The sequence below is a fragment of the Streptomyces sp. NRRL S-337 genome, from assembly GCF_000720175.1.
In the GTDB taxonomy this organism is placed as follows: domain Bacteria; phylum Actinomycetota; class Actinomycetes; order Streptomycetales; family Streptomycetaceae; genus Streptomyces; species Streptomyces siderophoricus.
Map to the genome: position 1 here is coordinate 100,428 of NZ_JOIX01000007.1, position 22,843 is coordinate 123,270.

General features: G+C 73.6%; 25 protein-coding genes. 15 read left to right on the forward strand and 10 right to left on the reverse strand.

Annotation, left to right across the window (positions count from 1 at the left end; all coding sequences use genetic code 11):
- Positions 1–63: 63 nt before the first annotated feature.
- The gene (locus IG62_RS0108395; RefSeq protein ID WP_078871882.1) at positions 64–1,530 is read left to right on the forward strand and encodes a hypothetical protein; all 1,467 of its coding nucleotides are present in this window, start codon (positions 64–66) and stop codon (positions 1,528–1,530) included.
- 32 nt (positions 1,531–1,562) lie between these two features.
- Here the strand turns inward: IG62_RS0108395 and IG62_RS0108400 are convergent, their stop codons facing one another.
- On the reverse strand, positions 1,563–1,979 hold the full coding sequence (locus IG62_RS0108400; protein ID WP_030799304.1) for a VOC family protein: 417 nt from the start codon (positions 1,977–1,979) through the stop codon (positions 1,563–1,565).
- A gap of 289 nt (positions 1,980–2,268) precedes the next feature.
- Here IG62_RS0108400 and IG62_RS0108405 point away from each other — a divergent pair, with 289 nt between their 5' ends.
- The 3 genes from IG62_RS0108405 to IG62_RS0108415 all read left to right on the forward strand — a co-directional run bounded on the left by IG62_RS0108405 (position 2,269) and on the right by IG62_RS0108415 (position 5,373).
- Positions 2,269–3,867, forward strand: coding sequence for an ABC-F family ATP-binding cassette domain-containing protein (locus IG62_RS0108405; protein ID WP_030799306.1), 1,599 nt, complete (start codon positions 2,269–2,271; stop codon positions 3,865–3,867).
- Between the two features lie 392 nt (positions 3,868–4,259).
- Positions 4,260–4,481, forward strand: coding sequence for a helix-turn-helix domain-containing protein (locus tag IG62_RS0108410; protein ID WP_030411710.1), 222 nt, complete (start codon positions 4,260–4,262; stop codon positions 4,479–4,481).
- A 112-nt stretch (positions 4,482–4,593) separates the two neighbouring features.
- On the forward strand, positions 4,594–5,373 hold the full coding sequence (locus IG62_RS0108415) for an enoyl-CoA hydratase/isomerase family protein (RefSeq protein ID WP_030799308.1): 780 nt from the start codon (positions 4,594–4,596) through the stop codon (positions 5,371–5,373).
- Between the two features lie 97 nt (positions 5,374–5,470).
- On the opposite strand, the gene IG62_RS0108420 is transcribed toward IG62_RS0108415, so the two are convergent.
- A complete protein-coding gene (locus tag IG62_RS0108420; RefSeq protein WP_030799310.1) occupies positions 5,471–6,196 on the reverse strand; it encodes a hypothetical protein in 726 nt (241 codons plus the stop codon).
- A gap of 210 nt (positions 6,197–6,406) precedes the next feature.
- Between IG62_RS0108420 and IG62_RS0108425 the strand changes: the two genes are divergently transcribed.
- From IG62_RS0108425 to amaP, 5 genes are read left to right on the forward strand one after another with little or no spacing between them, the layout of a single operon-like run.
- Positions 6,407–6,865: an Asp23/Gls24 family envelope stress response protein gene (locus IG62_RS0108425; RefSeq protein ID WP_030411707.1), complete on the forward strand. Its 459-nt coding sequence runs from the start codon at positions 6,407–6,409 to the stop codon at positions 6,863–6,865.
- A 37-nt stretch (positions 6,866–6,902) separates the two neighbouring features.
- Positions 6,903–7,100, forward strand: a complete 198-nt coding sequence (locus IG62_RS0108430) for a hypothetical protein (protein WP_030799312.1) — start codon at positions 6,903–6,905, stop codon at positions 7,098–7,100.
- A gap of 6 nt (positions 7,101–7,106) precedes the next feature.
- Complete coding sequence (locus IG62_RS0108435) at positions 7,107–7,499, forward strand: hypothetical protein (protein ID WP_030799317.1); 393 nt, start codon at positions 7,107–7,109, stop codon at positions 7,497–7,499.
- Positions 7,496–8,155: a DUF6286 domain-containing protein gene (locus tag IG62_RS0108440; protein ID WP_030799319.1), complete on the forward strand. Its 660-nt coding sequence runs from the start codon at positions 7,496–7,498 to the stop codon at positions 8,153–8,155. The genes IG62_RS0108435 and IG62_RS0108440 overlap by 4 nt, the downstream gene beginning before the upstream one ends.
- A gap of 5 nt (positions 8,156–8,160) precedes the next feature.
- Positions 8,161–8,766 (forward strand): alkaline shock response membrane anchor protein AmaP, encoded by a 606-nt coding sequence (gene amaP, locus IG62_RS0108445; RefSeq protein ID WP_030799321.1) that lies wholly within the window; start codon positions 8,161–8,163, stop codon positions 8,764–8,766.
- A 38-nt stretch (positions 8,767–8,804) separates the two neighbouring features.
- Here amaP and IG62_RS0108450 read toward each other — a convergent pair whose 3' ends face one another.
- From IG62_RS0108450 to IG62_RS0108475, 6 genes are all read right to left on the reverse strand, one after another.
- Positions 8,805–9,560 carry an SDR family oxidoreductase gene (locus IG62_RS0108450; RefSeq protein WP_030799322.1) on the reverse strand — a complete coding sequence of 252 codons (756 nt, stop codon included), beginning with the start codon at positions 9,558–9,560 and terminating at the stop codon, positions 8,805–8,807.
- 4 nt (positions 9,561–9,564) lie between these two features.
- The gene (locus IG62_RS0108455; RefSeq protein WP_030799324.1) at positions 9,565–11,349 is read right to left on the reverse strand and encodes a glycoside hydrolase family 15 protein; all 1,785 of its coding nucleotides are present in this window, start codon (positions 11,347–11,349) and stop codon (positions 9,565–9,567) included.
- Positions 11,350–11,378: 29 nt separating this feature from the next.
- Positions 11,379–12,245, reverse strand: coding sequence for an SURF1 family protein (locus IG62_RS0108460; protein WP_030799325.1), 867 nt, complete (start codon positions 12,243–12,245; stop codon positions 11,379–11,381).
- 71 nt (positions 12,246–12,316) lie between these two features.
- Positions 12,317–12,550: a hypothetical protein gene (locus tag IG62_RS0108465; RefSeq protein ID WP_077192103.1), complete on the reverse strand. Its 234-nt coding sequence runs from the start codon at positions 12,548–12,550 to the stop codon at positions 12,317–12,319.
- A gap of 63 nt (positions 12,551–12,613) precedes the next feature.
- Positions 12,614–13,669, reverse strand: coding sequence for a DEDDh family exonuclease (locus IG62_RS0108470; RefSeq protein ID WP_030799328.1), 1,056 nt, complete (start codon positions 13,667–13,669; stop codon positions 12,614–12,616).
- Positions 13,670–13,802: 133 nt separating this feature from the next.
- Complete coding sequence (locus tag IG62_RS0108475; protein ID WP_030799330.1) at positions 13,803–14,420, reverse strand: TetR/AcrR family transcriptional regulator; 618 nt, start codon at positions 14,418–14,420, stop codon at positions 13,803–13,805.
- A 127-nt stretch (positions 14,421–14,547) separates the two neighbouring features.
- On the opposite strand from IG62_RS0108475, the gene IG62_RS0108480 reads away from it, so the two are divergent.
- The 4 genes from IG62_RS0108480 to IG62_RS0108495 are packed head-to-tail and all read left to right on the forward strand — an operon-like array spanning position 14,548 to position 18,800.
- The gene (locus IG62_RS0108480; RefSeq protein WP_030799334.1) at positions 14,548–15,345 is read left to right on the forward strand and encodes an acetoacetate decarboxylase family protein; all 798 of its coding nucleotides are present in this window, start codon (positions 14,548–14,550) and stop codon (positions 15,343–15,345) included.
- Entirely contained in the window at positions 15,345–16,229 is an 885-nt protein-coding gene (locus tag IG62_RS0108485; protein ID WP_030799336.1) for an SDR family NAD(P)-dependent oxidoreductase, read from the forward strand. Before IG62_RS0108480 ends, IG62_RS0108485 begins: the two co-directional genes overlap by 1 nt.
- 10 nt (positions 16,230–16,239) lie before the next feature.
- On the forward strand, positions 16,240–17,520 hold the full coding sequence (locus IG62_RS0108490; RefSeq protein WP_030799339.1) for an amidohydrolase family protein: 1,281 nt from the start codon (positions 16,240–16,242) through the stop codon (positions 17,518–17,520).
- A gap of 5 nt (positions 17,521–17,525) precedes the next feature.
- A complete protein-coding gene (locus IG62_RS0108495) occupies positions 17,526–18,800 on the forward strand; it encodes an amidohydrolase family protein (protein WP_234326340.1) in 1,275 nt (424 codons plus the stop codon).
- A 45-nt stretch (positions 18,801–18,845) separates the two neighbouring features.
- On the opposite strand, the gene IG62_RS0108500 is transcribed toward IG62_RS0108495, so the two are convergent.
- The gene (locus tag IG62_RS0108500; protein WP_030799344.1) at positions 18,846–19,550 is read right to left on the reverse strand and encodes a peptidase E; all 705 of its coding nucleotides are present in this window, start codon (positions 19,548–19,550) and stop codon (positions 18,846–18,848) included.
- Between the two features lie 100 nt (positions 19,551–19,650).
- On the opposite strand from IG62_RS0108500, the gene IG62_RS0108505 reads away from it, so the two are divergent.
- Both IG62_RS0108505 and IG62_RS0108510 read left to right on the forward strand, forming a co-directional pair.
- Complete coding sequence (locus tag IG62_RS0108505) at positions 19,651–20,559, forward strand: sterol desaturase family protein (protein ID WP_030799348.1); 909 nt, start codon at positions 19,651–19,653, stop codon at positions 20,557–20,559.
- Positions 20,556–21,263, forward strand: a complete 708-nt coding sequence (locus tag IG62_RS0108510; protein WP_037837982.1) for a lysoplasmalogenase — start codon at positions 20,556–20,558, stop codon at positions 21,261–21,263. Before IG62_RS0108505 ends, IG62_RS0108510 begins: the two co-directional genes overlap by 4 nt.
- A 47-nt stretch (positions 21,264–21,310) precedes the next feature.
- Here IG62_RS0108510 and IG62_RS0108515 read toward each other — a convergent pair whose 3' ends face one another.
- Positions 21,311–22,822: a S8 family serine peptidase gene (locus tag IG62_RS0108515; protein WP_030799353.1), complete on the reverse strand. Its 1,512-nt coding sequence runs from the start codon at positions 22,820–22,822 to the stop codon at positions 21,311–21,313.
- Positions 22,823–22,843: the final 21 nt, after the last annotated feature.

The window sequence follows — 22,843 nt, forward strand, 5'->3', positions numbered from 1 at the left end:
CCCACCGGATCGCAAGCCGGGTTCCGATTGGGCTTTCGGGCCGTCAGCGGCAACACTGCTCCTGTGACGTCCCGTACTCCGCGCGACTCCCGGCTCCGACTCGTCCCCCGTCAACCGGTTGCGGCCGCCCGCCGGGCGGTGACAACCCGGGCCAAGCGTCCGGCGCCCCGCCCGCCCGAGGGCACCCCGCCGCCCGCGGAACTGGCCCGCCAGGCCCGCGCCGTGCTGGCCGGCGCGGCCCGGCTCGCCCGCTGGGCCGACGGCTCCGGCGCGGCCGGCGGCACCGGCGGCGGTCTGCGGGCCGGCCCTGACGGCGCACTGCCGGCGGCGGCGGTGGAACGCGCCGCGGACGCGCTGGCCCTGACGCCGCAGCAGGTGCGCACCGACTGGGACCTGGCCCGGCTCGCCGGACTCATCGAACTGCACGACGGCCTGGTCCGCCCCGGCTGGCGGCTGCGTGCCTGGGACCGCGACGACACCGCCGTGCTGCGCGGCTGGGTCGCGCTCTTCGACGCCTGGTCGCTGGCCCGCCCCGCCCCGGCCGGTGCACCTCCCGCGATCGTCGCCGAGGTCGTCGAGGCGCTGCCGCAACTGCTCTCCCTGCTGCACCTGTCCGCCGGCCCGGTACGCCTGCCGGTCCTGCTGGACATGCTCGAACAGCGGGTCACCGAACTCCGCACGGAACGCTGCGAGGTCCCCTACGGTCAGGACGCCCCGCACGCCCCCGGCACCCCGCACCCGGCGCCCGACCCGGCCGACGACTCCGCGGGGGCGTCGCTGGCCGAACTCCTGGGCTGGGCGCTGGACGCCCTGCTGACCGTCGGCGCACTGGTGCCTCACGGGGCCCGGGACGGCGTCCACCGGGGCGCGCAGGACGCGGCCGAGGCGCAGCTCACCCCGCTGGGCAACTGGTCGGTGTGGGTCAAGCTGGAGCAGATCTGCGTCGCCGCGCAGAGCCCGGCCGGCAACATCGAGCAGTCCGCGGAGGCGATGCTGCGCGGCTGCGCCCGGCTGACCCCGGGACCGGCCCGCGCCGAGTACCGCGCCTGGCTCGCCGCCCGCTCCGTCGGCGCGGCCGTCGAGGAACTGCTGACCGTGGCCCGCGGCGAGGACGCGCTGCTGCGCGGCCTGGCCTTCGAGGCGCTGCGGGCCGTCGGCGCCCCCGCCGAGCAGGCCGTACGCGCCGCCGCCGAGGAGCCCGTGCTGCGTCCGTACGCCCTGCTGTGGCTCGTCGAGCACGAGGGCGGCGACCCGGAGACCGCGCCGGACGTGCTCACCCGCGAGGAGTCGACCTGGCTGTGGGTGGACACCGCGGCAGCGGTCGCCGACCACGGGGAGACCCAGCTGCTGGTGCGCCACCTCGACTCGGCGGTCCAGGGCTCGGTGCCCCGCCTCCTCGAAGAGGTCCGCGCCGTCGGCCACCCCCGCACCGTCCAGGTGCTGGTCGCGCTCGCCGCGGCCCACCCCGACCCGGCCCTCGCCAAGGCCGTGCGCCGGGCGGCGTTCCAGGTGCACACCGGCGGGGCCTGACCTCCCGGCCGGTGCCGGCCCGGGCCGGGAGGTCAGGGCCCGGCACCGGCGGCGGCCACGGCCGGCGTGTAGGTGCCGAAGCTCCAGACGTTGCCCTCGGCGTCCCGGGCGAGGTACTCCCGCGAGCCGTACTCCATGTCGGTGGGCGGCAGCAGGATCTCCACGTCCGACCGCTCGGCCCGGCGGTAGTGGGCGTCGGTGTCCTCGACGCGGACGTAGACGCCGACCGGCCCGGCCTCCTCCATCGCCTCGGCGAAGACCCCGCCGCGCCCTTTCGAACCCAGCATCACCGTGCCGTTGCCGTAGGAGAGTTCGGCATGCAGCACCAGGCCGTCCTCGGTCTCGTACTTCGCGCCGACGGTGAAGCCGAACGCCTTCGTCAGCTGGGCGATGGCGGCCTGAGCGTCCTGGTAGAGCACCGTCGGGTACATCGTCGGGGTCCCTGACATCGTGATCACGGTCCTTTCCTCAGCGGCTCCATGTGTCCCGGATCACAGTCTTTCACCGGGGGCCGACAACGCCCGCCCGCGCTCCGCGCACGGTGTCGCAGCGCACGGCGTGGCCTGCGTCCACGGGCCGGCGGCCGGGCCCCGCGCCCCCGCCGGCGGCCGGGAAAACTACTTGCACCGGCCCGTTAGACTGCCTCCCATGGCAGTTCTCCTCTGGGTTCATTAGACGGCGCAGCCCGCTCTCGGACCGTCCGTCCAATCCGCCGTCTTCCTGCCCTGGAGTTTTCCCGTGATCACCGCTTCCGGCATCGAGCTGCGCGCCGGCGCCCGCGTCCTCATCGAGTCCGCCTCCTTCCGTGTCGCCAAGGGCGACCGGATCGGCCTGGTCGGCCGTAACGGCGCCGGCAAGACCACCCTCACCAAGGTGCTGGCGGGCGAGGGCATCCCCGCCGCCGGCACGGTCACCCGCTCCGGCGAGGTCGGCTATCTGCCGCAGGACCCGCGCACCGGCGACCTGGACGTCCTCGCCCGCGACCGCATCCTGTCCGCCCGCGATCTGGACACCGTGCTGCGCAAGATGCGCGAGAACGAGGACCGGATGGCCAACGGCAAGGGCGCCACCCGCGAAAAGGCGATGAAGAAGTACGAGCGCCTGGAGACCGAGTTCCTCACCAAGGGCGGGTACGCCGCCGAGGCGGAGGCCGCGACCATCGCCGCCAGCCTCGGCCTGCCCGACCGCATCCTCGCCCAGCCGCTGCACACCCTCTCCGGCGGCCAGCGGCGCCGCGTCGAGCTGGCCCGGATCCTCTTCTCGGACTCCGACACCCTGCTCCTCGACGAGCCGACCAACCACCTCGACGCCGACTCGATCGTCTGGCTGCGCGACTACCTCAAGACCTACCGCGGCGGCTTCATCGTCATCTCGCACGACGTCGACCTGGTCGAGACCGTCGTGAACAAGGTGTTCTACCTGGACGCCAACCGGTCCCAGATCGACGTCTACAACATGGGCTGGAAGCTCTACCAGCAGCAGCGCGAGGCCGACGAGAAGCGCCGCAAGCGCGAGCGGGCGAACGCCGAGAAGAAGGCCGCGGCGCTCAACTCCCAGGCCGACAAGATGCGGGCCAAGGCCACCAAGACCGTCGCCGCGCAGAACATGGCCCGGCGCGCCGAGAAGCTGCTCTCGGGCCTGGACGAGGTGCGGATCTCCGACAAGGTCGCCAAGCTGCGCTTCCCGGACCCGGCGCCGTGCGGCAAGACCCCGCTCACCGCCGAGGGCCTGTCGAAGTCCTACGGCTCCCTGGAGATCTTCACCGACGTCGACCTCGCCATCGACAAGGGCTCCCGGGTCGTCATCCTGGGCCTGAACGGCGCGGGCAAGACCACCCTGCTGCGGCTGCTGGCCGGCGTCGAGCAGCCCGACACCGGTGAGGTCCGCCCGGGCCACGGCCTCAAGCTCGGCTACTACGCCCAGGAGCACGAGACCCTGGACCCGGACCGCACGGTCCTGGAGAACATGCGCTCGGCCGCCCCGGACATGGACCTGGTCGCCATCCGCAAGACGCTGGGCTCCTTCCTCTTCTCCGGCGACGACGTCGACAAGCCCGCCGGGGTGCTCTCCGGCGGGGAGAAGACCCGGCTGGCGCTGGCCACGCTGGTGGTCTCGTCCGCCAACGTGCTGCTGCTCGACGAGCCCACCAACAACCTCGACCCGGCCAGCCGCGAGGAGATCCTCGGCGCGCTGCACACCTACGCGGGCGCGGTGGTCCTGGTGACGCACGACGAGGGCGCGGTGGACGCGCTCCAGCCGGAGCGGATCATCCTGCTGCCCGACGGCGTCGAGGACCTGTGGGGCCAGGACTACGCGGATCTGGTCGCGCTGGCCTGATCCGGGCGCCCGGCCCGGGGGCTTTGGGCCGGGGCGTAGCGGCGTCCCGCGGTGCGTTCACGGCGCGGGGATCATGCCGTATGGATCATTCGGCCGACGTGTGATCCATCATCTGAGTGAGAACGGCTCGTACACCGGCGTGCCTGCGCGCGGTGTCCCGTCCGCTCCGGCCCGGAGCGCCCCTTTTCGGCCGTACGCCACCTGACCTGCTACTTCTCGTCCCGAGCGGCGGCCGCTCGGCCCGCGGGATGAGCGGAATGACAGATTCCGCCCGCTCGGAGCGCGCCCGCGCCGGCAAAGGATGTCGGAGAGACCTTGCGGAATGGGTGGCCAGGAAGCCGGGGAGGGGTGATCATGAGAGTCCAGAGCGCACTTCCCACGAGGAGGCACGGGTGGCCGAGACTCTGAAGAAGGGCAGCCGGGTGACCGGCGCCGCGCGCGAGAAGCTCGCGGCAGACCTGAAGAAGAAGTACGACTCCGGTGCGAGCATCCGGGCGCTGGCCGAGGAAACCGGTCGCTCCTACGGATTCGTGCACCGGATGCTCACCGAATCCGGCGTGGTGCTGCGCGGTCGCGGCGGAGCCACAAGGGGCAAGAAGGCCGCCACGGTCTGACAGCCGCGTCTCCGGAACAGCGGTGTCCCCCCGGTCGGCCGATCAGTCGGCCGGGAGGTTACCGTTCAGTCACTTACGCACGCAGGTGCGGCTGGCTGACTCGGAGGCGCTCATGACTCTGCTCGACAAGGACGGTGTGCGGCTCACCGTGGACGGCGACATCGCCACGGTGACCCTCGCCAACGCGGCCAAGCGCAATGCACAGTCGCCGGCCATGTGGCGGGCGCTGGCCGCGGCGGGCTCGCTGCTGCCGGGCAACGTCCGGATCGCGGTGCTGCGCGGTGAGGGCCGGTCCTTCTCCGCGGGCCTCGACCGGCAGGCGTTCACGCCCGAAGGCTTCGACGGCGAGCCGTCGTTCATCGATCTGGCGCGCGGTTCGGACGACGCCCTGGACGACACGATCGCCGAGTACCAGGAAGCGTTCACCTGGTGGCGGCGGAACGACCTGGTGTCCATCGCCGCCGTCCAGGGGCACGCCATCGGTGCCGGCTTCCAGCTGGCGCTCGCCTGCGATCTGCGGGTGGCCGCGCAGGACGCCCAGTTCGCCATGCGGGAGACCAGCCTCGGGCTGGTCCCGGACCTGACCGGAACCCACCCCCTGGTCGGGCTGGTGGGCTACGCCCGGGCCCTGGAGATCTGCGCCACCGGACGGTTCGTGCACGCCGATGAGGCCGCCCGGATCGGTCTGGCCAACGTCGTCGTGCCCGGCGAGGAACTCGACGCCGCCGTGTCCGACCTGGCGGCCGCACTGCTCGCCGCGCCGCGCGACGCCGTCGTCGAGACCAAGGCCCTGCTGGCCGGCGCCGCGGGCCGTACCTACGAGGAGCAGCGCCGCGCCGAACGTGCCGCCCAGGCCCGCCGGCTGCGCGACCTCGCGGGCATCGGCGACTAGCGCACCGAGGCCGACGCGTACCTCCTGACGTGGCCCGGCCGGCCGCCGTACGGCAGCCGGCCGGGCCGCGTGCTGCCTGGCGGCGGCCGTCGCCGGGTCAGTCCCGCTCCACCGCGGTGACCAGCACCGCGACCGTCTCCGGTGCGTCCGGCCGGGCCGCCACCGCCTGCCGCACCGCGACGGCGACGTCCAGCGGGCGGTAGCCGGCCGCCACGGCCAGCTGCACCAGCACATGCCCGTCGGTGCGCCGCACCGCCCGGGTCCGGCCGCCGAGCGCCGGCGCCAGCCGGGCCACCCCGGACACCGCCAGCGCCGCGGCGGCGATCCCCTCCGGACCCTCCGGGACCGCCCCGGCCGGCTCGGCCGTCACGGGCGGCTTCTCCGGACGGACGGTGGTGAGCGCCGGCCCCGCCCGGCCCGCGCCGGCCTCCTCCAGCAGGCCGGTCACCCGCAGGTCCACCGCGGCCACCACCAGCCCCAGCCCTTGCACCGACGCCTCCAGCAGCGCCGCCCGCACCTCGTCGGCGACGGCGGGCAGCGGCCGGTCGGCCACCGCGGCGAACTCGGCGCTGATCCGCAGCGGGCCCGGCGGCAGGGCGCTCGGCGGCGCCGGCACCGCCGGGCCGGGGGCGTGCACCGGGTCGGCGACGGACAGCCGCAGGGTGCCGAGCCGCACCCCGGACCGCGTGCCGAGTGCCGCCCGCAGTGCCCCGGCGGCGGCCTGCTCGGTGATCCAGGAACCGTTCGCGGGCCCGCCCAGCGGCAGCACCCGGCCGATCCCCAGCTGTTGTCGTACCGTCTGCGCCACCTGTTCAGCGGCCACCGTGTCACCCCTTTCGGTCCCCCGCCCCCAGCCTGCCGCAGACCGGACCGCACGGCAGGGCGGTGCGCCGAACGGCGTCGGGAGGAGCACTCCGCTGCCACATCCCCCAAGCGCCCGGGGGCGACCCCACCTACTGTGGGAACGAAAACCTCCGAAAAGGGAGCGAATGCGGACAGAAATCCCCTTCTTCCCGGAAAGGGACGTACGGTGATGACCGAGAGCCAGCAAGAGGACGGACCCAGGACGCCGGTCAAGCGCGGCGGCGGTGACCCCGCGACCCGTGGGCGGACCACCATCGCCGACGGCGTGGTGGAGAAGATCGCCGGCCTCGCGGCCCGGGACGTCGTCGGCGTGCACGCCATGGGCAGCGGCTTGGCCCGCACGCTCGGCGCGGTACGCGAGCGGGTGCCCGGCGGCGGCCGGGCGGCGACCGCGAGCCGCGGGGTGAAGGCCGAGGTCGGCGAGGTGCAGACCGCGCTGGACCTGGAGATCGTGGTCGACTACGGCGTCGCCATCGCCGACGTCGCGCGCAGCGTCCGGGAGAACGTCATCGCCGCGGTGGAACGGATGACGGGCCTGGAGGTCGTCGAGGTCAACATCGCGGTCAGCGACGTCAAGCTCCCCGACGAATCGGACGAAGAAGAGGAAGCGGAGCCGAGACTCCAGTGAGCGGGCCCGTCCGGAGTAGGCAGCGAAGGAGCGCACGATGAGCATGGCCGTGGCCGGTCTTCTGGCCGGAATGGCGCTGGGCTTCGCCGGATACTTCGGCGGCTTCGGCGCGTTCGTACTGGTGGCGGCGCTGGGCGCGGTCGGGTTCGTGGCGGGCCGGATCCTCGACGGGGACGTGGAGGCCCGCGAGTTCTTCCGCGCGCGCACCGGTGACCGCGACGAACGGCGGCGGTGAGCCGGGGTGACGACGGCGTCCCCGCCCACCGCTGCCGCTGACGTACCGGCGGGCGAGCGGGGCGCGACCCGGATCGCGGACCGGGTGGTGGCGAAGATCGCCGCCCGGGCCGCCCGCGAGGCACTGCGCGCGAAGTCCCCGCAGGACCACACGGACGCGCACGCCACGGTGAGCGTCCACCGGCGCGAGGACCCGGCCCACCTCGGCGAGGCGCGGGTACGGATCGCGGTGGAACTGGGCTACCCCTCGGACATCGGCGCGCAAGTCCGGGTGGTGCGCCGGCGAGTGACCGAGCGCGTGGGGGAGTTGGCGAACATGACGGTTCCCGAGGTCACGGTGGAGGTCGAGCGGCTGCACTCCGCGCTGCTGGAGGGCAGGGGCCGGGAGAGGGTGCGATGAGCGACGACGACGCGGAGCCGGCGGAGACCCGGCGGCTGCCCACCCTGGAGAAACAGCCCGGCGGATCGCCCCGTTCCGCCACCGGTGCCACCGCCACCGGCGCCGCGGACGACGGCCGCACCGGCCGCTTCTGGTCGTCCCGCCGGGTGCCGGCCGCGCTGGTCGCGCTGGTGCTGCTGGCCGCCGCGGGACTGCTGCTCTACGACGTGGCCGCGGTGCGCGCGCACCGGCCCGCGATGGCCTGGCGCCGGCGGCTGGCCGGCGAACTGGCCACCCGTCACCTCGACGACACCTGGGTGCTGGCCGGTGCGGCGCTGGCCGCAGCGGTGGGCCTCTGGCTGATCGTGCTCGCCGTCACCCCCGGACTGCGCCGGATGCTGCCGATGCGGCCGGTGGCCCCCGACGTCCGGGCCGGCCTCGACCGGCCGGCCGCCGCGCTGGTGCTGCGCGACCGCGCCATGGAGGTCGCCGGTGTGCAGTCCGTCCGGATGACCGTCGGCCGGCACAAGGCCAAGGCGCGGGCGGTCTCCCACTTCCGCGAGCTCGACGAGGTCCGCGCCGACCTCGACGCCGCGCTCGGCGCCGGCCTCGACCAGCTGGGCCTGGCCCACCGGATGCGGCTGACCGTGCACGTCCGCCGTCCGAAGAAGGGGTGAGTGCGATGCGCCGGACCCGCAGAAGAGCCAACCGGGTGCTGCTCGGCCTGACCGGCGTGGTGCTGTTCGGCGCCGGCGGACTGGTGCTGCTGGGCGGGCTGGACCTGCCCGCGGCCTGGCACCTCGGGCTGCCGGCCGGCTGGCCCTGGTCCCATCCTGGCGACGTCCTGCTCACCGCGCGGCAGCGCACCCGCTGGACGGACCAGGGCTGGTGGTGGCCGGTGGTCATCGCCGCGCTGGCCGTCCTCGTGTTGCTCCTGCTGTGGTGGCTGCTGGCGCAGTTCCGGCGCCACCGGCTCGGCGAGATCCTCGTCGACAGCGGCGACGGCGAGGGTGCCGTGCTGCGCGGGCGGGCGCTGGAGGCGGTGCTCACCGCCGAGACGGAGGCCCTGGACGGCGTCGACCATGCCGCCCTGCGGCTCACCGGCCGCCGCACCGAACCCCGGGTCCGGGCGGTCCTCGCGCTCGCCCCGCACGCCGACCCCGGCCATGTCCTCGGCCGGCTGTCCGGCGAGGCGATGACGCACGCCCGGCGCTCGGCGGGGCTCGACCGGTTGCCGGCCGAGGTCCGGCTGCGCGAGGTCAAGCACCGCCCCGAACGCGTCACTTGAGGGCCGCGGGGCGGGCCGTCGCCCGCCCCGCGGGCCCCTCAGAAGCCGTGCCGGGCCCCGCCGTCGACCGGCACCATCACTCCGGTCACGTACGACGCGGCCGGCGACAGCAGGAACGCCGCGACCCGGCCGAACTCCGCGGGCGTGCCGTACCGGCCCAGCGGGATCGCCGCGGAGTTACGGGCCCGGCTGCCCTCCGGGTCGCCGGAGAGCGCGTCGAGCTGGGTCATCCGGTCGGTGGCGATCCGGCCGGGCAGCACACCGAGGACCCGGATGCCGCGCGGCCCCACCTCATTGGCGAGCGACTTCGCAAAACCGGCCAGACCGGGCCGCAGCCCGTTGGAGACGGTCAGGCCGGCGATCGGCTCGTGCACCGAACCGGACAGCACGAAGCCGATCACGCCGCCCTCGTCCAGCTCGGCGGCGGCCGTCCGGGCCAGCCGCACCGCGCCGAGGAAGACCGATTCGAACGCCGCCTGCCACTGCTCGTCGGTGTTGTCCGCGGCCGTCCCCGGGGGCGGACCGCCCACGCTGATCAGCACGCCGTCCAGCCGCCCGAAGCGCTCACGGGCGGCCGCCACCAGGCGGGCCGGGGTGTCCGCGGCGGCGTTGTCGGCCGCCACGCCCAGGGCGCGTTCGCCCAGCGAGGCGGCGGCCTTCGTGGCGCTCTCCTCGGTGCGGCCGCTGATCACGACGTTCGCGCCGTCGTCGACGAGTGCGCGGGCGGTGGCGAAACCCAGGCCACGGGTGGCCCCGGTGACGAGGTACGTCCGGTCGGTGAGTCCAAGATCCATGTCCCTAGTCTGCCTCCGCCCCGTCCAGCAGCCCGAAGGCGGTCCCCACCAGCCCGATGTGGCTGAACGCCTGCGGATAGTTCCCCAGCTGGCGGCCGGCCGCCGGGTCGTACTCCTCCGCGAGCAGCCCCACGTCGTTGCGGAGCGACAGCAGCCGCTCGAAGAGCTGCGCCGCCTCGTCCCGCCGGCCGCTCATCCGCAGCGCGTCGGCGAGCCAGAACGAGCAGACCAGGAAGGTGCCCTCACCGCCCGGCAGCCCGTCGATCGAGCCCCCGTCGGTGGTGTAGCGGCGCACCAGGCCCTCGTGCGTCAGCTCCCGGCGCACCGCCTCGATGGTGCCCCGCACCCGCGGGTCGTCACCGGGCAGGAAACCCACCCGGGGGATCAGCAGGGTCGCCGCGTCCAGGTCCCGGGACCCGTAGGACTGGGTGAAGGTGCCGCGTTCGTCGTCGTAGCCCCGCTCGCACACCTCCCGGTGGACCTCGTCCCGTATCGCCCGCCAGCGGTCGAGCCCGCCACCCAGCTTCGGGTTCGCCTCCAGGGCCTGGACCGCCCGGTCGGCCGCCACCCACGCCATGACCTTGGAGTGCACGAAGTGCCGGCGCGGCCCGCGGATCTCCCACAGCCCCTCGTCGGGGTCGCGCCAATTCGACTCCAGGTACTCCATCAGCGACCGCTGGATGCTCCAGGCGTGCGGTTCGGCCGGCAGCCCGGCGGTGCGGGCGAGGTGGAAGGAGTCCAGCACCTCCCCGTAGACGTCCAGCTGGCGCTGGTCGACCGCGCCGTTGCCGATCCGCACCGGCGCGGAGTCGCAGTACCCGGTCAGCCACGGCACCTCGTACTCCGGCAGCCGCCGCTCCCCGGCCAGCCCGTACATGATCTGCAGGTCGTCCGGGGCGCCGGCCACCGCCCGCAGCAGCCAGTCCCGCCAGGCGCTCGCCTCGTCCAGATACCCGGCGGACAGCAGGGAGTTCAGGGTGAGGCTGGCGTCGCGCAGCCAGCAGTAGCGGTAGTCCCAGTTGCGCACCCCGCCGAGCTTCTCGGGCAGCGAGGTGGTGGGCGCGGCGACGATGCCGCCGGTGGGCGCGTAGGTGAGGGCCTTGAGGGTGATCAGCGAGCGGACCACCGCCTCCCGGTACGGCCCGTCGTAGCGGCACCGCGCCGACCAGGCCTGCCAGTCCTCCAGCGTGTCCTCCAGCGCGCCGAACGGCTCGATCTGGTCCGGCCGCGGCTCGTGCGAGGGGTGCCAGGTCAGGACGAACGCGGTGCGCTCGCCCTCGGCGACGGTGAAGTCCGAGCGGGTGCTGAAGTCCTTGCCGTAGGTGTGGCCCTGCTCCGGGGTGCGCAGCCATACGGAGTCCGGGCCGGCGATCGCGACCCGGCAGCCCTCGGCGGCCCGCACCCAGGGCACCACCCGTCCGTAGTCGAACCGCAGCCGCAGCACCCCGCGCATCTCGACCCGGCCCGCAAGGCCCTCCACGATCCGTACGACATCGGGCTGGACGTCGCGCTGCGGCATGAAGTCGGTGACCTTCACGCGGCCGGTCGGGGTCTCCCAGACGGTGTCGAGGATCAGTGACTCGCCGCGGTACGAGCGGTGGGCGCGGGCCTCGGATGATTGCGGGGCCAGCCGCCAGTGGCCGTTGTCCTTGCTGCCGAGGAGGGCCGCGAAGCAGGCGGGTGAGTCGAAGCGGGGCAGGCACAGCCAGTCGATCGAACCGTCGCGGCCGACGAGCGCGGCGGACTGCAGGTCCCCGATGAGCGCGTAGTCCTCGATATGTGGGTGCACGCAGCTCGCCTTCCCGCGGTGCGGGTGCCCTACTCGGTGCCGGCGGCCGACCGGGCTACGTCGGCAGAACCGCCGTTCTCCCGCCCCGTTTCTGCGACTTCAGGTGCATTGTCTGCTTCGTCCGCACCCGCTGCGGCCTCCTCGGCCGCCTTCGCCCGGTCGCGGCGCTCCCGGCGCACCAGCACCACCCAGCCGACCGGAACCGCCGCCGCGAACAGCCACCACTGGATCGCGTACGCCATGTGCGGGCCGATGGAGTCGTGGTCCGGCTCGGGGACCATCTCCGGTGTGCCGCCCGGCGCCTCGGGCCCGGTCTGCTCGATGTAGCCGCCGAGCATCGGCCGGCCGGTCCGCTTCGCCTGCTCCTTGCTGTTGATCAGCATGACCTGGCGGGGCGGCAGGCCCTTGGTGTCCTTGATGCCGCTGACCGCGGTGGTCTCGTCGGCCATCATCCGGCCGGTGACGGTGACCGTGCCCTTGGGGGCGGGCGGGACGTCGGGGAACTTGGTGAGGTCGTCGCCCGCCGAGATCCAGCCGCGGTTGACCAGGACGTCGTCGCCGTTGCCGAGGGTCAGCGGGGTGAGGACGTAGTAGCCGATGGACTGTTCGTCGGCGGCGGTGCGCTGCCGGACCACGACCTCGTGGGCGGTGTCGTAGCGGCCGGTGGCGGTCACCGGGCGCCACATGTCGCGGTGCGGCAGGTCCCGTCCGGGGGCGGCCAGCTCGGTCACCGGGACCGGCTTCGCGGCCAGGCTGGACGCGATGAGCTGGTTCTGCGCCACCTTGTGCTCATGACGGTGCAGCTGCCAGAAGCCCAGCTTGATCATGACGGGGATCAGCACGAGACCCACGAGGGTGAGGATCACCCACTGCCGGGACAACAGGAAGCGGTACACGGCTTCGACGGTACCTGGGGCGGTCCGGCCGCCCGGCGCCGGGTCCGGGGGTGCCGGCCGCCGCCCCGCCCTCAGACCCGGTCGACGATGCCCACCCGCCCGTCCGAGCGGGCGCAGTGCGCCCCGCAGTACCACTTGCCGTCGGCCTCGACGCCCTGGCCGATGATCTGGACCCGGCAGTGCTCACAGATAGGCGCCATGCGGTGGATGGCGCAGGAGAAACAGTCGAAGACATGCACCGCGCCCTGCGCGTGCACCTCGAACGTCATCCCGTAGTCGTTTCCGCAGACCTCACAACGTGCCATGCGCCACAGCGTGCGGGTGGGGCCGGTGCGGGGCGAGGCGCCGGCGGGCGTGTTGGGCGGGCTTCACCCGGACGCAGGCGCGGACCCGGCCGGCGCGACGTCCTGCAGCAGCTGCATGAACGCCGCCTCGTCGATCACGACCGTGCCGTACGCCGCGGCCTTGACGGTCTTGGAGGTGCGGGCGTCCGGGTCGTTGGTGACCAGCAGGCTGGTCACCCGGGACACGCTCGTGGCGACGTGCAGTCCGGCCTCGATCGCCCGGTCCTCCAGCAGCTCCCGGTCCACCGAGGTGTCGCCGGAGAAGGCCACCCGCATCCCCTGCACGAGCCGCCCGCCCTCGGCGTAGCGCCCCGGATTGGGGTACGGGCAGGCCGGCCGCTTGCGGGAGGGTCGCCAGGTGGACGGGCGGTAGGTCGACGCGGCGGCGGTCCGGCGGGGCGCGGGGCTGTCCGACCACTCCGTGAGCGGCTGGCAGCTCAGCAGCGGCAGCCGGAGGTTCTCCCGGGCGGCCCGCCGCAAACTGGGGCGAAACGCCTCGGCCAACACCCGGGCGTCGTCCAGCGCGTGGTGGGCGCGCTCCTGGACGACGCCGTAATGGGCGGCCAGCGACTCCAGCTTGTGGTTGGGCAGCGGCAGCCCGAGCTCCTTCGACAGCGCGATCGTGCACAGCCGCTGGCTCACCGGGGCGACCGCGGCGGCGCGGGCGTACTCACGGGCGATCATCGACCAGTCGAACATGGCGTTGTGCGCCACCAGCACCCGGCCGTCGAGCCGCCTCGACAGCTCCGGGACGACGTCCGGGAAGAGCGGGGCGTCGGCCAGCACCGCGCTGGTGAGCCCGTGGATCCACACCGGGCCGGGGTCCCGCTGCGGGTTGACGAGGGTGTACCAGCGGTCCTGGACCTCGCCCGTCGCGTCGAGTTGGTACACGGCCGCGGAGATGATCCGGTCGTCCCGCGCCAGGCCCGTCGTCTCCACGTCGACCACCGCATACCCCTCGGGGTACCCGGACGGCCAGGGAGCCGGCGGCGTGGGCGGCGTCGGTGGCGCGGGCGGTCCCGGCTGCTGCCCGATCTTCGGCGCGATCGGGTCGGCTGCTGCCATGCGGTCTTCGAGCATGGTCCCTGAGGATACGGGCCCCCACCGACACCGGCCGAACCCGGACCGCCGCCACAACCCGCCCGGACGGCCCGCATTCCGGCAAATCCGGCCCACCGCCGCGCGTTTGACGCCACCGCGTCCCGATGCCCCCTCAGCCCGGCAGCAGGGACGCCACCAATGCCTCCAACGCGACCGTGAACAGCCGCTCGGGGTCTGCCGGTGCGGCCAGGGCGCGGGCCAGCGCCGGATCGTGTTCCGCGGTGGGGGAGTCCCACAGCTCGCCCTCGCCGGGGTGCTGCGCGGGCGACCGCTCGCGGGCCCGCTCGACCAGCACGAAGCCGACGACCTGGAACTGCACCGCGCGGACCGCCTCGGCGGCCGGCCGCCCGCGCAGCCCGGCGGCGTGCAGCTCATGGACCAGCGCCTGCTGGGCGGGCAGGAACATCCGCTCCGTCAGGCCGCGTTCGTGCACCATCGCGATCAGCTGCGGCCGTTCGCGCAGCGCCGCGTACAGCGCCCGGGCGACCGAGACGACCCGGGCGTGCGGGGTGCGTCCGGTGGGCCGGATCTCGCCCATCTCCCGGACGGTGCGCTCGACCAGCGCGTCCAGCAGGGACTCGCGGTTGCCGACGTGCCAGTAGATGGAGGTGACGGCGGTGCCCAGCTCCGTGGCGAGCCGGCGCATGGTCAGGGCGGCCGGGCCGTGCGCCCGCACCAGGCGGGCGGCGGCCGCCAGCACCTCTTCCCCGGTCAGCGCGGTACGTGTCATGACCCCCACCTGTCCCGTCAACTCCCTTGCCCGCAAGGCCCTTTACCCTTCGTCCCGCACGGTGTAACAGTGTTACAGGCGCCGATGGAACCCCCGGAAGGTCACGACCTGAGAAGGGCGGTACGACATGGCACGCATACGCTACGGAGCCCGCACCGAGGCGGAGATCGCCGCGGCGCGCGCCACCGGCTCCCGGCTCCCCGACATCTGGTCCACCGGTGTGGTGGCGCTCTGGGAGAGCGATCCGGACGCGGTCGCGGCGGTGCTGCCGCCGCCGCTGAAACCCTCCGGACGGCCGCTGGTCCGGGCCACCGTCAGCACCGTTACGCTGCCCGGCTATCCGCTCGGCGCCGGCTCGGTCGCGGTCACCGCCGAGCACGACGGCGTGGCGGGCTGGTACCCGCTCGTCATGCCGATGACCCACGAGCGGGCCCTGACCGGCGGCCGGGAGGTCTTCGGGGAGCCGAAGAAGCTCGGCGAGGTGACCGTGGAGCGCGACGGCCTGACCGTACGCGCCGCACTGGCCCGGCACGGCATCGCCTTCGTGGAGGTGCGCGGCGCGGTGAGCGGCCGCCTGCCGCTCCCGGAGCCGTCGGAGCGGACGGACTTCTACTTCAAATGCCTTCCCGCGGCGGACGGTTCGGGCTTCGACGGCGACCCGGTACTGGTGCACTGCGTGCGGCGGGAGAAACACCGCACCCTGGAGCGGGTCACCGGCGACGTCGTCCTGCGGGAGTCGATGTACGACCCGGTCGCCGACCTCCCCGTCCGCACCCTCGTCGGGATCACGCTCGGCGAGAAGAGCAGCGACCAGCGGGGCAGGGTCGTCGCGCGGGTGGACCCCGAGGCCCTGCTGCCCTACGTCCACCAGCGGTACGACGACCCGCAGCAGATCCTCGACGGGCCGCCCGAGGGGAGCCTCTGATGGAGCTGCGGGCGGGACAGGTCGCGGTCGTCACCGGCGCCGCGAGCGGCATCGGCCTCGCCCTGGCGCGGCGCTTCGCCGCCGAGGGGCTCAAGGTGGTCCTCGCGGACGTCGAGGAGGCGCCGCTGCGCGCCGCCGCGGACGCGCTCACGGCCGACGGCGCGGAGGTCCTCGCCCGCACCGTCGACGTCGGGGTGCGCGACGAGGTGCAAGCTCTCGCCGACGCGGCGTACGCCACCTTCGGCGCGGTCCACGTGCTGTGCAACAACGCCGGCGTCGGCTCCGGCGCCGAGGGCCGCATGTGGGAGCACGAGGTCAACGACTGGAAGTGGGCCTTCGCGGTCAACGTGTGGGGCGTCTTCCACGGCATCCAGGCGTTCGTGCCGCGCATGCTCGCGGGCGGCGCCCCGGGCCACGTCGTCAACACCTCCTCCACCGACGGCGGTATCGCCCCGCTGCCCACCGCGTCCGTCTACGCCGTCACCAAGGCCGCCGTGGTGACGATGACGGAATCGCTCCACGCCCATCTGCGGGCGGAGGGCGCGCCCGTCGGGGCGTCGGTGCTGTTCCCCGGCCCGCACATGCTGCGCACCGGTCTGTGGGAGTCGCACCGCAACCGGCCCGCGCGGTACGCCAAGCAGCAGCCCCGCCGGACGCCCTACCGCAGCCTCGGCCAGTGGGAGGCGGCGATGAAGGAGGCCGGGCAGGAGATCGCGTTCACCCCGGTCGAGGAGGTCGCCGGGACGGTGGTGGACGGGATCCGGGCGGACCGGTTCTGGATGCTGCCGCCCGGTGAGCACACCGACCGGCAGATCAGGGCCCGGGCGCGGTCGATGCTGGAGCGGTCCGCCCCGTCGTACCTCGAACGCTTCATCCTGGACTGAGGGGTGTGTGATGACCGACCAGGACCCGTACCTGATCATCTCCTCCGACTGCCACGCCGGGCTGCCCACCGAGGAGTACCGGCCCTATCTGGAGCGCCGCTTCCACCGGGCCTTCGAGGAGTTCCTCGGGGAGCGCGGCGCCCGCCGGGAGGAGGCCACCCGGCTCGGCATCCGCAACGACGCGTTCGCCGCCCGATGGTTCGCCGACAACGAGGAGGGCCTGCGCGGCGGCTGGGACCCCGCGCAGCGCCTCAAGGAGCTCGACGGCGACGGCGTCGCGGCGGAGGTCGTCTTCCCGGACGCGGACGCGGTGGACAGCCGGACCGCCGCGCCCTTCGGCGTGGGCCTCGGGCTCTCCGGCGACCAGGACCCCGAACTGGGCATGGCGGGGGCCCGGGCGCACAACCGCTGGCTCGCCGAGTTCGTCTCCGCGCACCCCGAACGGCACTGCGGCGTCGCCCTGTTGCCCGTGACGGCGGACCCCGGCGAGGTCGTCGCGGAGATCCACCGCGCCAAGGAGTCCGGACTCGGGGCCCTGATGATCCCGTCCATGTGGGCCGACAAGGCGCCCTACCACGACCGGCGTTACGACCCCGTATGGGCGGCCGCCGCCGGGTGCGCGATGCCGGTGGTCACCCACTCCGGTGCCGCGCCCCGCCACGAATACGGCGACCACCTGGGCATCTACGTCTCCGAGGTGACCTGGTGGCCGGCCCGGCCGCTGTGGTTCCTGCTCTGGTCCGGCGTCTTCGAACGCCACCCCGGCCTGAAGTTCGGCGTCGCGGAGTCGGGCTGCTGGTGGCTGCCGAACCTGCTGTGGTTCATGGACCGCCTCTATCTGGGCGCGCACGGCGGCAAAAAACTGTCCCCCTTCGCCGAGTTGAAGCGGGCGCCCCACGAATACCTCGACCGCCAGGTGTTCGTCTGCGCCACCAACACCAAGCGCCGCGAACTCGCCCAGCGCTATGAGATCGGTGTCGACAACATCCTCTGGGGCAGCGACTTCCCGCACCCCGAGGGCACCTGGCCGGACACCCGCAGGTGGTTGCGCGACACCTTCCACGACATCCCGGTCGCCGAGACCCGCCGGATGCTCGGGCTGTCCGCGGCCGAGGTCTTCGGCTTCGACCCGGTGGCGCTCGCCCCGCTGGCCCGCCGTATCGGCCCGACGCCCGCCGAACTCGGCCAGCCCGGCGACCAGTCGGCGGTCGAGGCGGCCTGGGCCCGCTCCCGCGCCGTGGGCCGCCACTGGCTCACCGGCCACGACTTCCCGCTCCTGGGAACGGAGTGATGACCATGACCGCACCGATGGGGACCACCATGACGACGACCGGGACGCCGACCGAGGAGCGCTACACCGTCATCTCCGCCGACTGCCACGCCGGCGCCGACCTGCTCGACTACAAGCCGTACCTGGAGTCCCGCCACCACGACGCCTTCGACGCCTGGGCGGCGACCTACGTCAATCCGCACGAGGACCTGCTCGCCGACACCGCCGACCGCAACTGGAACTCCGCCCGCCGGCTCGCCGAACTGGAGGCCGACGGCATCGTCGCCGAGGTCGTCTTCCCCAACACCATCCCACCGTTCTTCCCCAGCGCCTCCCTCATGGCGCCGCCGCCCACCGGTACGGAGTTCGAGCTGCGCTGGGCCGGCCTGCGGGCCCACAACCGCTGGCTGGCCGACTTCTGCGCGGACACCCCGGGCCGCCGGGCCGGCGTCGCCCAGATCCTCCTCAACGACGTCGAGCTGGCCGTACGGGAGGTCCGCCGCACCAAGGAGGCGGGGCTCACCGGCGGCATCATGCTCCCCGGCACCCCGCCCGGCTCCGGCCTCCCCGAACTCCACTCCGCGGCCTACGACCCCCTCTGGGCGGTCTGCGACGAACTGCAGGTCCCGGTCAACCACCACGGCGGCTCCGCCTCCCCGCCGCTCGGCGACGAACCGGCCGCCCGCGCGGTCTTCATGGTCGAAACGACCTGGTTCTCGCACCGCGCCCTGTGGCACCTGATCTTCGGCGGCGCCTTCCGCCGCCACCCCGGCCTCCGGCTCGTCCTGACGGAACAGGGCTCGGGCTGGATCCCCGGCGTCCTGGACATGCTGGACTACTACCACAGCCGGCTGGTCACCGCGGCGACCCGGACCGCCACCACCGCGGAGTCCCGGTTCGGCGCGGGTCTGGCCGCCACCATGGACGACACCCCGGCCGCCGTCTGGCGCGACCACTGCTTCGTCGGCGCCAGCTTCATGCGCCCGCACGAGGTGCCGCTGCGCCACCGCATCGGCCTCGACAAGATCATGTGGGGCAGCGACTACCCGCACGACGAGGGCACCCACCCCTACTCCCGCGAGGCCCTCCGCCTCGCCTTCGCGGACCTGCCCCCCGACGAGACCGCCGCCCTGCTCGCCACCAACGCCGCCCACGTCTACGGCTTCGACCTCGCCCACCTGGCCCCCATAGCCGCCCGCGTGGGCCCCACCATCACCGAACTCACCCACCCCCTGGACAAGATCCCCCCGAACGCCACCAGCCCGGCCTTCGCCCCGGGCGGCTCGGTACGGGTGTGGTGAGGGGCGGGGGCGGTCGGCCTCGGCCGGGGACCGCCCGCCCCGCCGTCACCCGCCCAGCAGCCGCGCCTCCTCCGGTACCTCGTGCACCGTGCCGTCCGGTCCGCGGCTCACCCGGTGCAGGGTGGCGCCCGGCGTGCGGGTCACGACGTCCGTCAGGCGGCCGGCGGAGAACAGGCCCGCCGCGCCGTCGTCGACCGCCCAACCCGTCGGCAAGGCAGCGTTCTTGACCGCCTCGCGGTAGCCGGGACGGCGCAGGGACTCGGTGTCGTAGTGCGGGCACAGGCTGCCCGGCAGCAGGCCCAGGCCGTCGGCGAGCGGGGCCGGCGGGCCGAACGAGTCGGAGAAGGCGCTCTCGAACCAGCAGCAGGCACCCGCGCTGATGCCGCACAGCAGGACGCCCGCCGCGTACGCCTCGCGCAGCACCGCGTCCAGACCGTGCAGCCGCCAGACGGCGAGCATGTTGGCGGTGTTGCCGCCGCCGACGTACACGACGTCCTGCGCGAGGACGAACGCCCGCAGATCGGTCACGGTCCGGCGGAACAGCTCCAGGTGGCTGGTCTCGCAGTCCCGCTCGGCGAACGCGGTGTGGAACTTCTCGACGTAGCCGGGGGCGTCCCCGCTGGCGGTGGGCAGGAAGCAGACCTTCGGCCGCGGCCGCCCGGTGGCGGCCAGCACGAAGTCGTCGAGCAGGGTGTCGGGGGCGTCGGAGAAACCGCCGCCGAGGACGGCGAGGGTGGGTGCGGTCGTCATCGGGCCTCACAGCGATCGTCGGCAGCTGACATCACGTCTCACATACTTCTGAGTAACAACCCCTAGCGGCGCCCCCGTCCACGCCTTTATGGTGCGGGACATGCCGCACCTGCCCGATGTCGTGTTGTGGTCCGTACCGGCCTTCGTCCTGCTCACCGTGGTGGAGATGGTGAGCTACCGCCTGCATCCCGACGAGGACGCGGCGGGCTATGAGGTCAAGGACGCGGCCACCAGCGTCGGCATGGGACTGGGGAGCCTGGTCTTCGACGCGCTGTGGAAGATACCCATCGTGGCGATCTACGCCGCGATCTACGAACTCACCCCGCTCCGCATCCCCGTGCTGTGGTGGACGCTGCTGCTGATGCTGCTCGCCCAGGACTTCTTCTACTACTGGTCGCACCGCGGCCACCACGTCATCCGCGTCCTGTGGGCCTGCCACGTGGTGCACCACTCCAGCAAGAAGTTCAACTTCACCACCGCCCTGCGCCAGCCCTGGACGACCTGGACCGTCTGGCCGTTCTACGTGCCGATGGTCGCGCTCGGCGTGCATCCGGCCGTGGTCGCCTTCACCTCCGGCGCCAACCTCGTCTACCAGTTCTGGGTGCACACCGAACGCGTCGGCAAACTGCCCCGCCCCTTCGAGTTCGTCCTCAACACCCCCTCCCACCACCGCGTCCACCACGCCTCCCAAGGCGGCTATCTGGACCGCAACTACGGCGGGATCCTGATCATCTGGGACCGGATGTTCGGCTCGTTCGTCGCCGAGACCGAGCGGCCCGTCTACGGCCTGACCAAGAACATCGAGACCTACAACCCGCTGCGGGTGGCCACCCACGAGTACGCCGCCATCGCACGCGACGTACGGGCCGCGGACAGCTGGCCCGAGCGGGCCGGGCGGATCTTCCGCGGCCCGGGCTGGCAGCCGGCCGCCAAGCGGCTCGGGACGGACCCCGCCCCCGCCCCGTCGCCCGCCTCTGCCGCCCCGTCCGTCGAGGAGACCGTCGCGTGACGGCCCGGTGGCCGGGGGCCGTCCGGCCCCTGCTGGCCGCGTTCGCCGTGCTCGCCGTCGTCCACCTCGCCGCGCTGCTCGCCGGTGCCACCCTCGTCGACCACCTCACCAAACCCGCCCTGATGCCGGTGCTCGCCGCGTACGTCCTCGCCCGCGGCGGCCCCGTACTGCTCGCCGGGGCGCTGCTGTTCGGCTGCGGCGGTGACACCTTCCTCCAGATCGGGGGGCACGGCGGGGGAGTGGTCTTCCTGGTGGGGATGGGCTCGTTCGCCGCCGGGCACGTCTGCTACCTGCTGCTGTGCGGGCGCCACGGCTCCCCGCCGGGCGGCCGGGCCCGTACGGGGGTGCTCGCCGGCGGCTACGCCCTCGCGCTGGTCGCCACCGTCGCCCTGCTGTGGCCGGGCCTCCCGGCCGACCTGCGGATCCCGGTCGCCGGATACAGCCTGCTGCTCACCGCGATGGGCTTCGGCGCGCTGCGGGCGGGACCGTGGGCGGCGGCCGGCGGACTGCTCTTCCTGCTCTCCGACACCCTGATCGCGTCCGGTATCGCCCACTGGCCCCAGCTGCCGCTCCCGCAGTTCTGGATCATGCTCACCTATACGGCGGCGCAGTTCGCCCTGGCCGAGGGCGTGCTCCGGGCGGCCGGGCAACGGCAAGGGGCCGGGCGCCGAAGCACCCGGCCCCCGCAGACGGTCACCGCCTGAGCCGCTTCCCGGCCGTGTCTTCCCGGTGGCCGGTCAAGCCGTCCCGGTTACTTCTTCACCGCGTCGAGCGCGTCGACGATCCCGTAACCGAAGTGGCTGTTGATGTGCTGCGTGCCGGTGCAGGTGGTGTCACCCGTGGGGCAGCCGGGGTTGTCCGCCTGCTCCTTGAGGAGCCACTGGATCTCCTGCGGGCTGGACTTCGGGTGGGCGCTCTTCAGGAGCGCCGCGATGCCCGCCACGTGCGGGGTGGCCATGGACGTACCCGCCAGATAGGCCCAGTCGCCGCCCGGCATGGTGGAGAGGATGTTGCCGTTCTTGGCGGGCAGGTCGGGCACCTGCTTCGAGTCGCCGCCCGGCGCGGCCACGTCGATCTGGCCCAGGCCGTAGTTCGAGTAGCCGGACTTGAGCTTGTGCACACCGGTCGCCGCGACCGTCACCGTGCCCGGCAGCTGGGTGGGCACGTCCCAGCAGGTCTTCGGGTTGATGGTGCGCTCCACGGGCGTGGAGTCGTTCGGGCTGGAGGCGTCGGGCAGCTGCGGGGCCGCCAGATCGAGGTTGGAGTTGCCCGCGGCGGCGACGTTGAGCACGCCCTTGCGCTGCGCGTAGCTCGCCGCCCGGCCGACCGCGTCAACGATGGCCGCCTGGTCGGCGTCATCCTTGCAGTTGAACATCCACGGGTCGACGTAATAGCTGTTGTTGGTGACCGCCACGCCGTGGTCGGCCGCGAAGACGAAGGCGCACACCACGCTCTCGGCGTAGAACAGGCTCGTCTCCGGCTCGCTGACCTTGATGGCGGAGACCTTCACGCCCGGGGCGACACCGGCCACCCCGACGCCGTTGCGGGCCGCGGCGATCGTGCCGGCGACGTGCGTGCCGTGGTAGTCGCTGGCCGGGTCCCAGGGCCGCCAGGCCCCCTTGGAGGTGTCGGCCACCCCGCCCACGCAGTTGGCGGACTGCTTGGCGGAGAAGTTGGGCTTCAGGTCCGGGTGGGTGTCGTCCACACCGGTGTCGATGACGGCGACGGTGACGTTCCGGCTGCCGGGGTTCACCTTCGCGGCCCGGTCGGCCTTGATGGCGGGGAGGTCCCACTGCAGCGGTTCGAGCGGCTCCTCGCCCTTCGCCTTCGCGGTCCGGCCGGCCGCCGCGAGCTGGGACTTCGACAGGTCCACCTTCTGCGGCTTGCCGACGTCCGTGGTGCCCGACGCCTTCAGTGGCGCGGTACGGGTCGCACCCGCCGACGCCACGCCCGGCACGGTGCGCATGGAGGCGGCGAACTGCGGATCGGCCGAGTGGACGACGATCACGCCTATCTTCTCGTGGGCGACGATCACCTTCCCGCCGGCCCGGGCTATCGCCTTCTCGACCTTGCCGACCGTCGCACGGCCGGGCGTGGTGTTGACGACGTACGACAGCAGCGGGCCGTCGGCCGAAGCGGCGGCGGCCCGGGCCTCCTGCGGCGCGGCGGTGGCCGCGGGGGAGAGGACGCCGAGGGACGCCGTCAGAGCCAGCCCGAGCGGTACGGCCAGCGCCCGCATGCGTCTGGAGCGGGGATGAGCCATGGGTACTCCACATCATCCGTG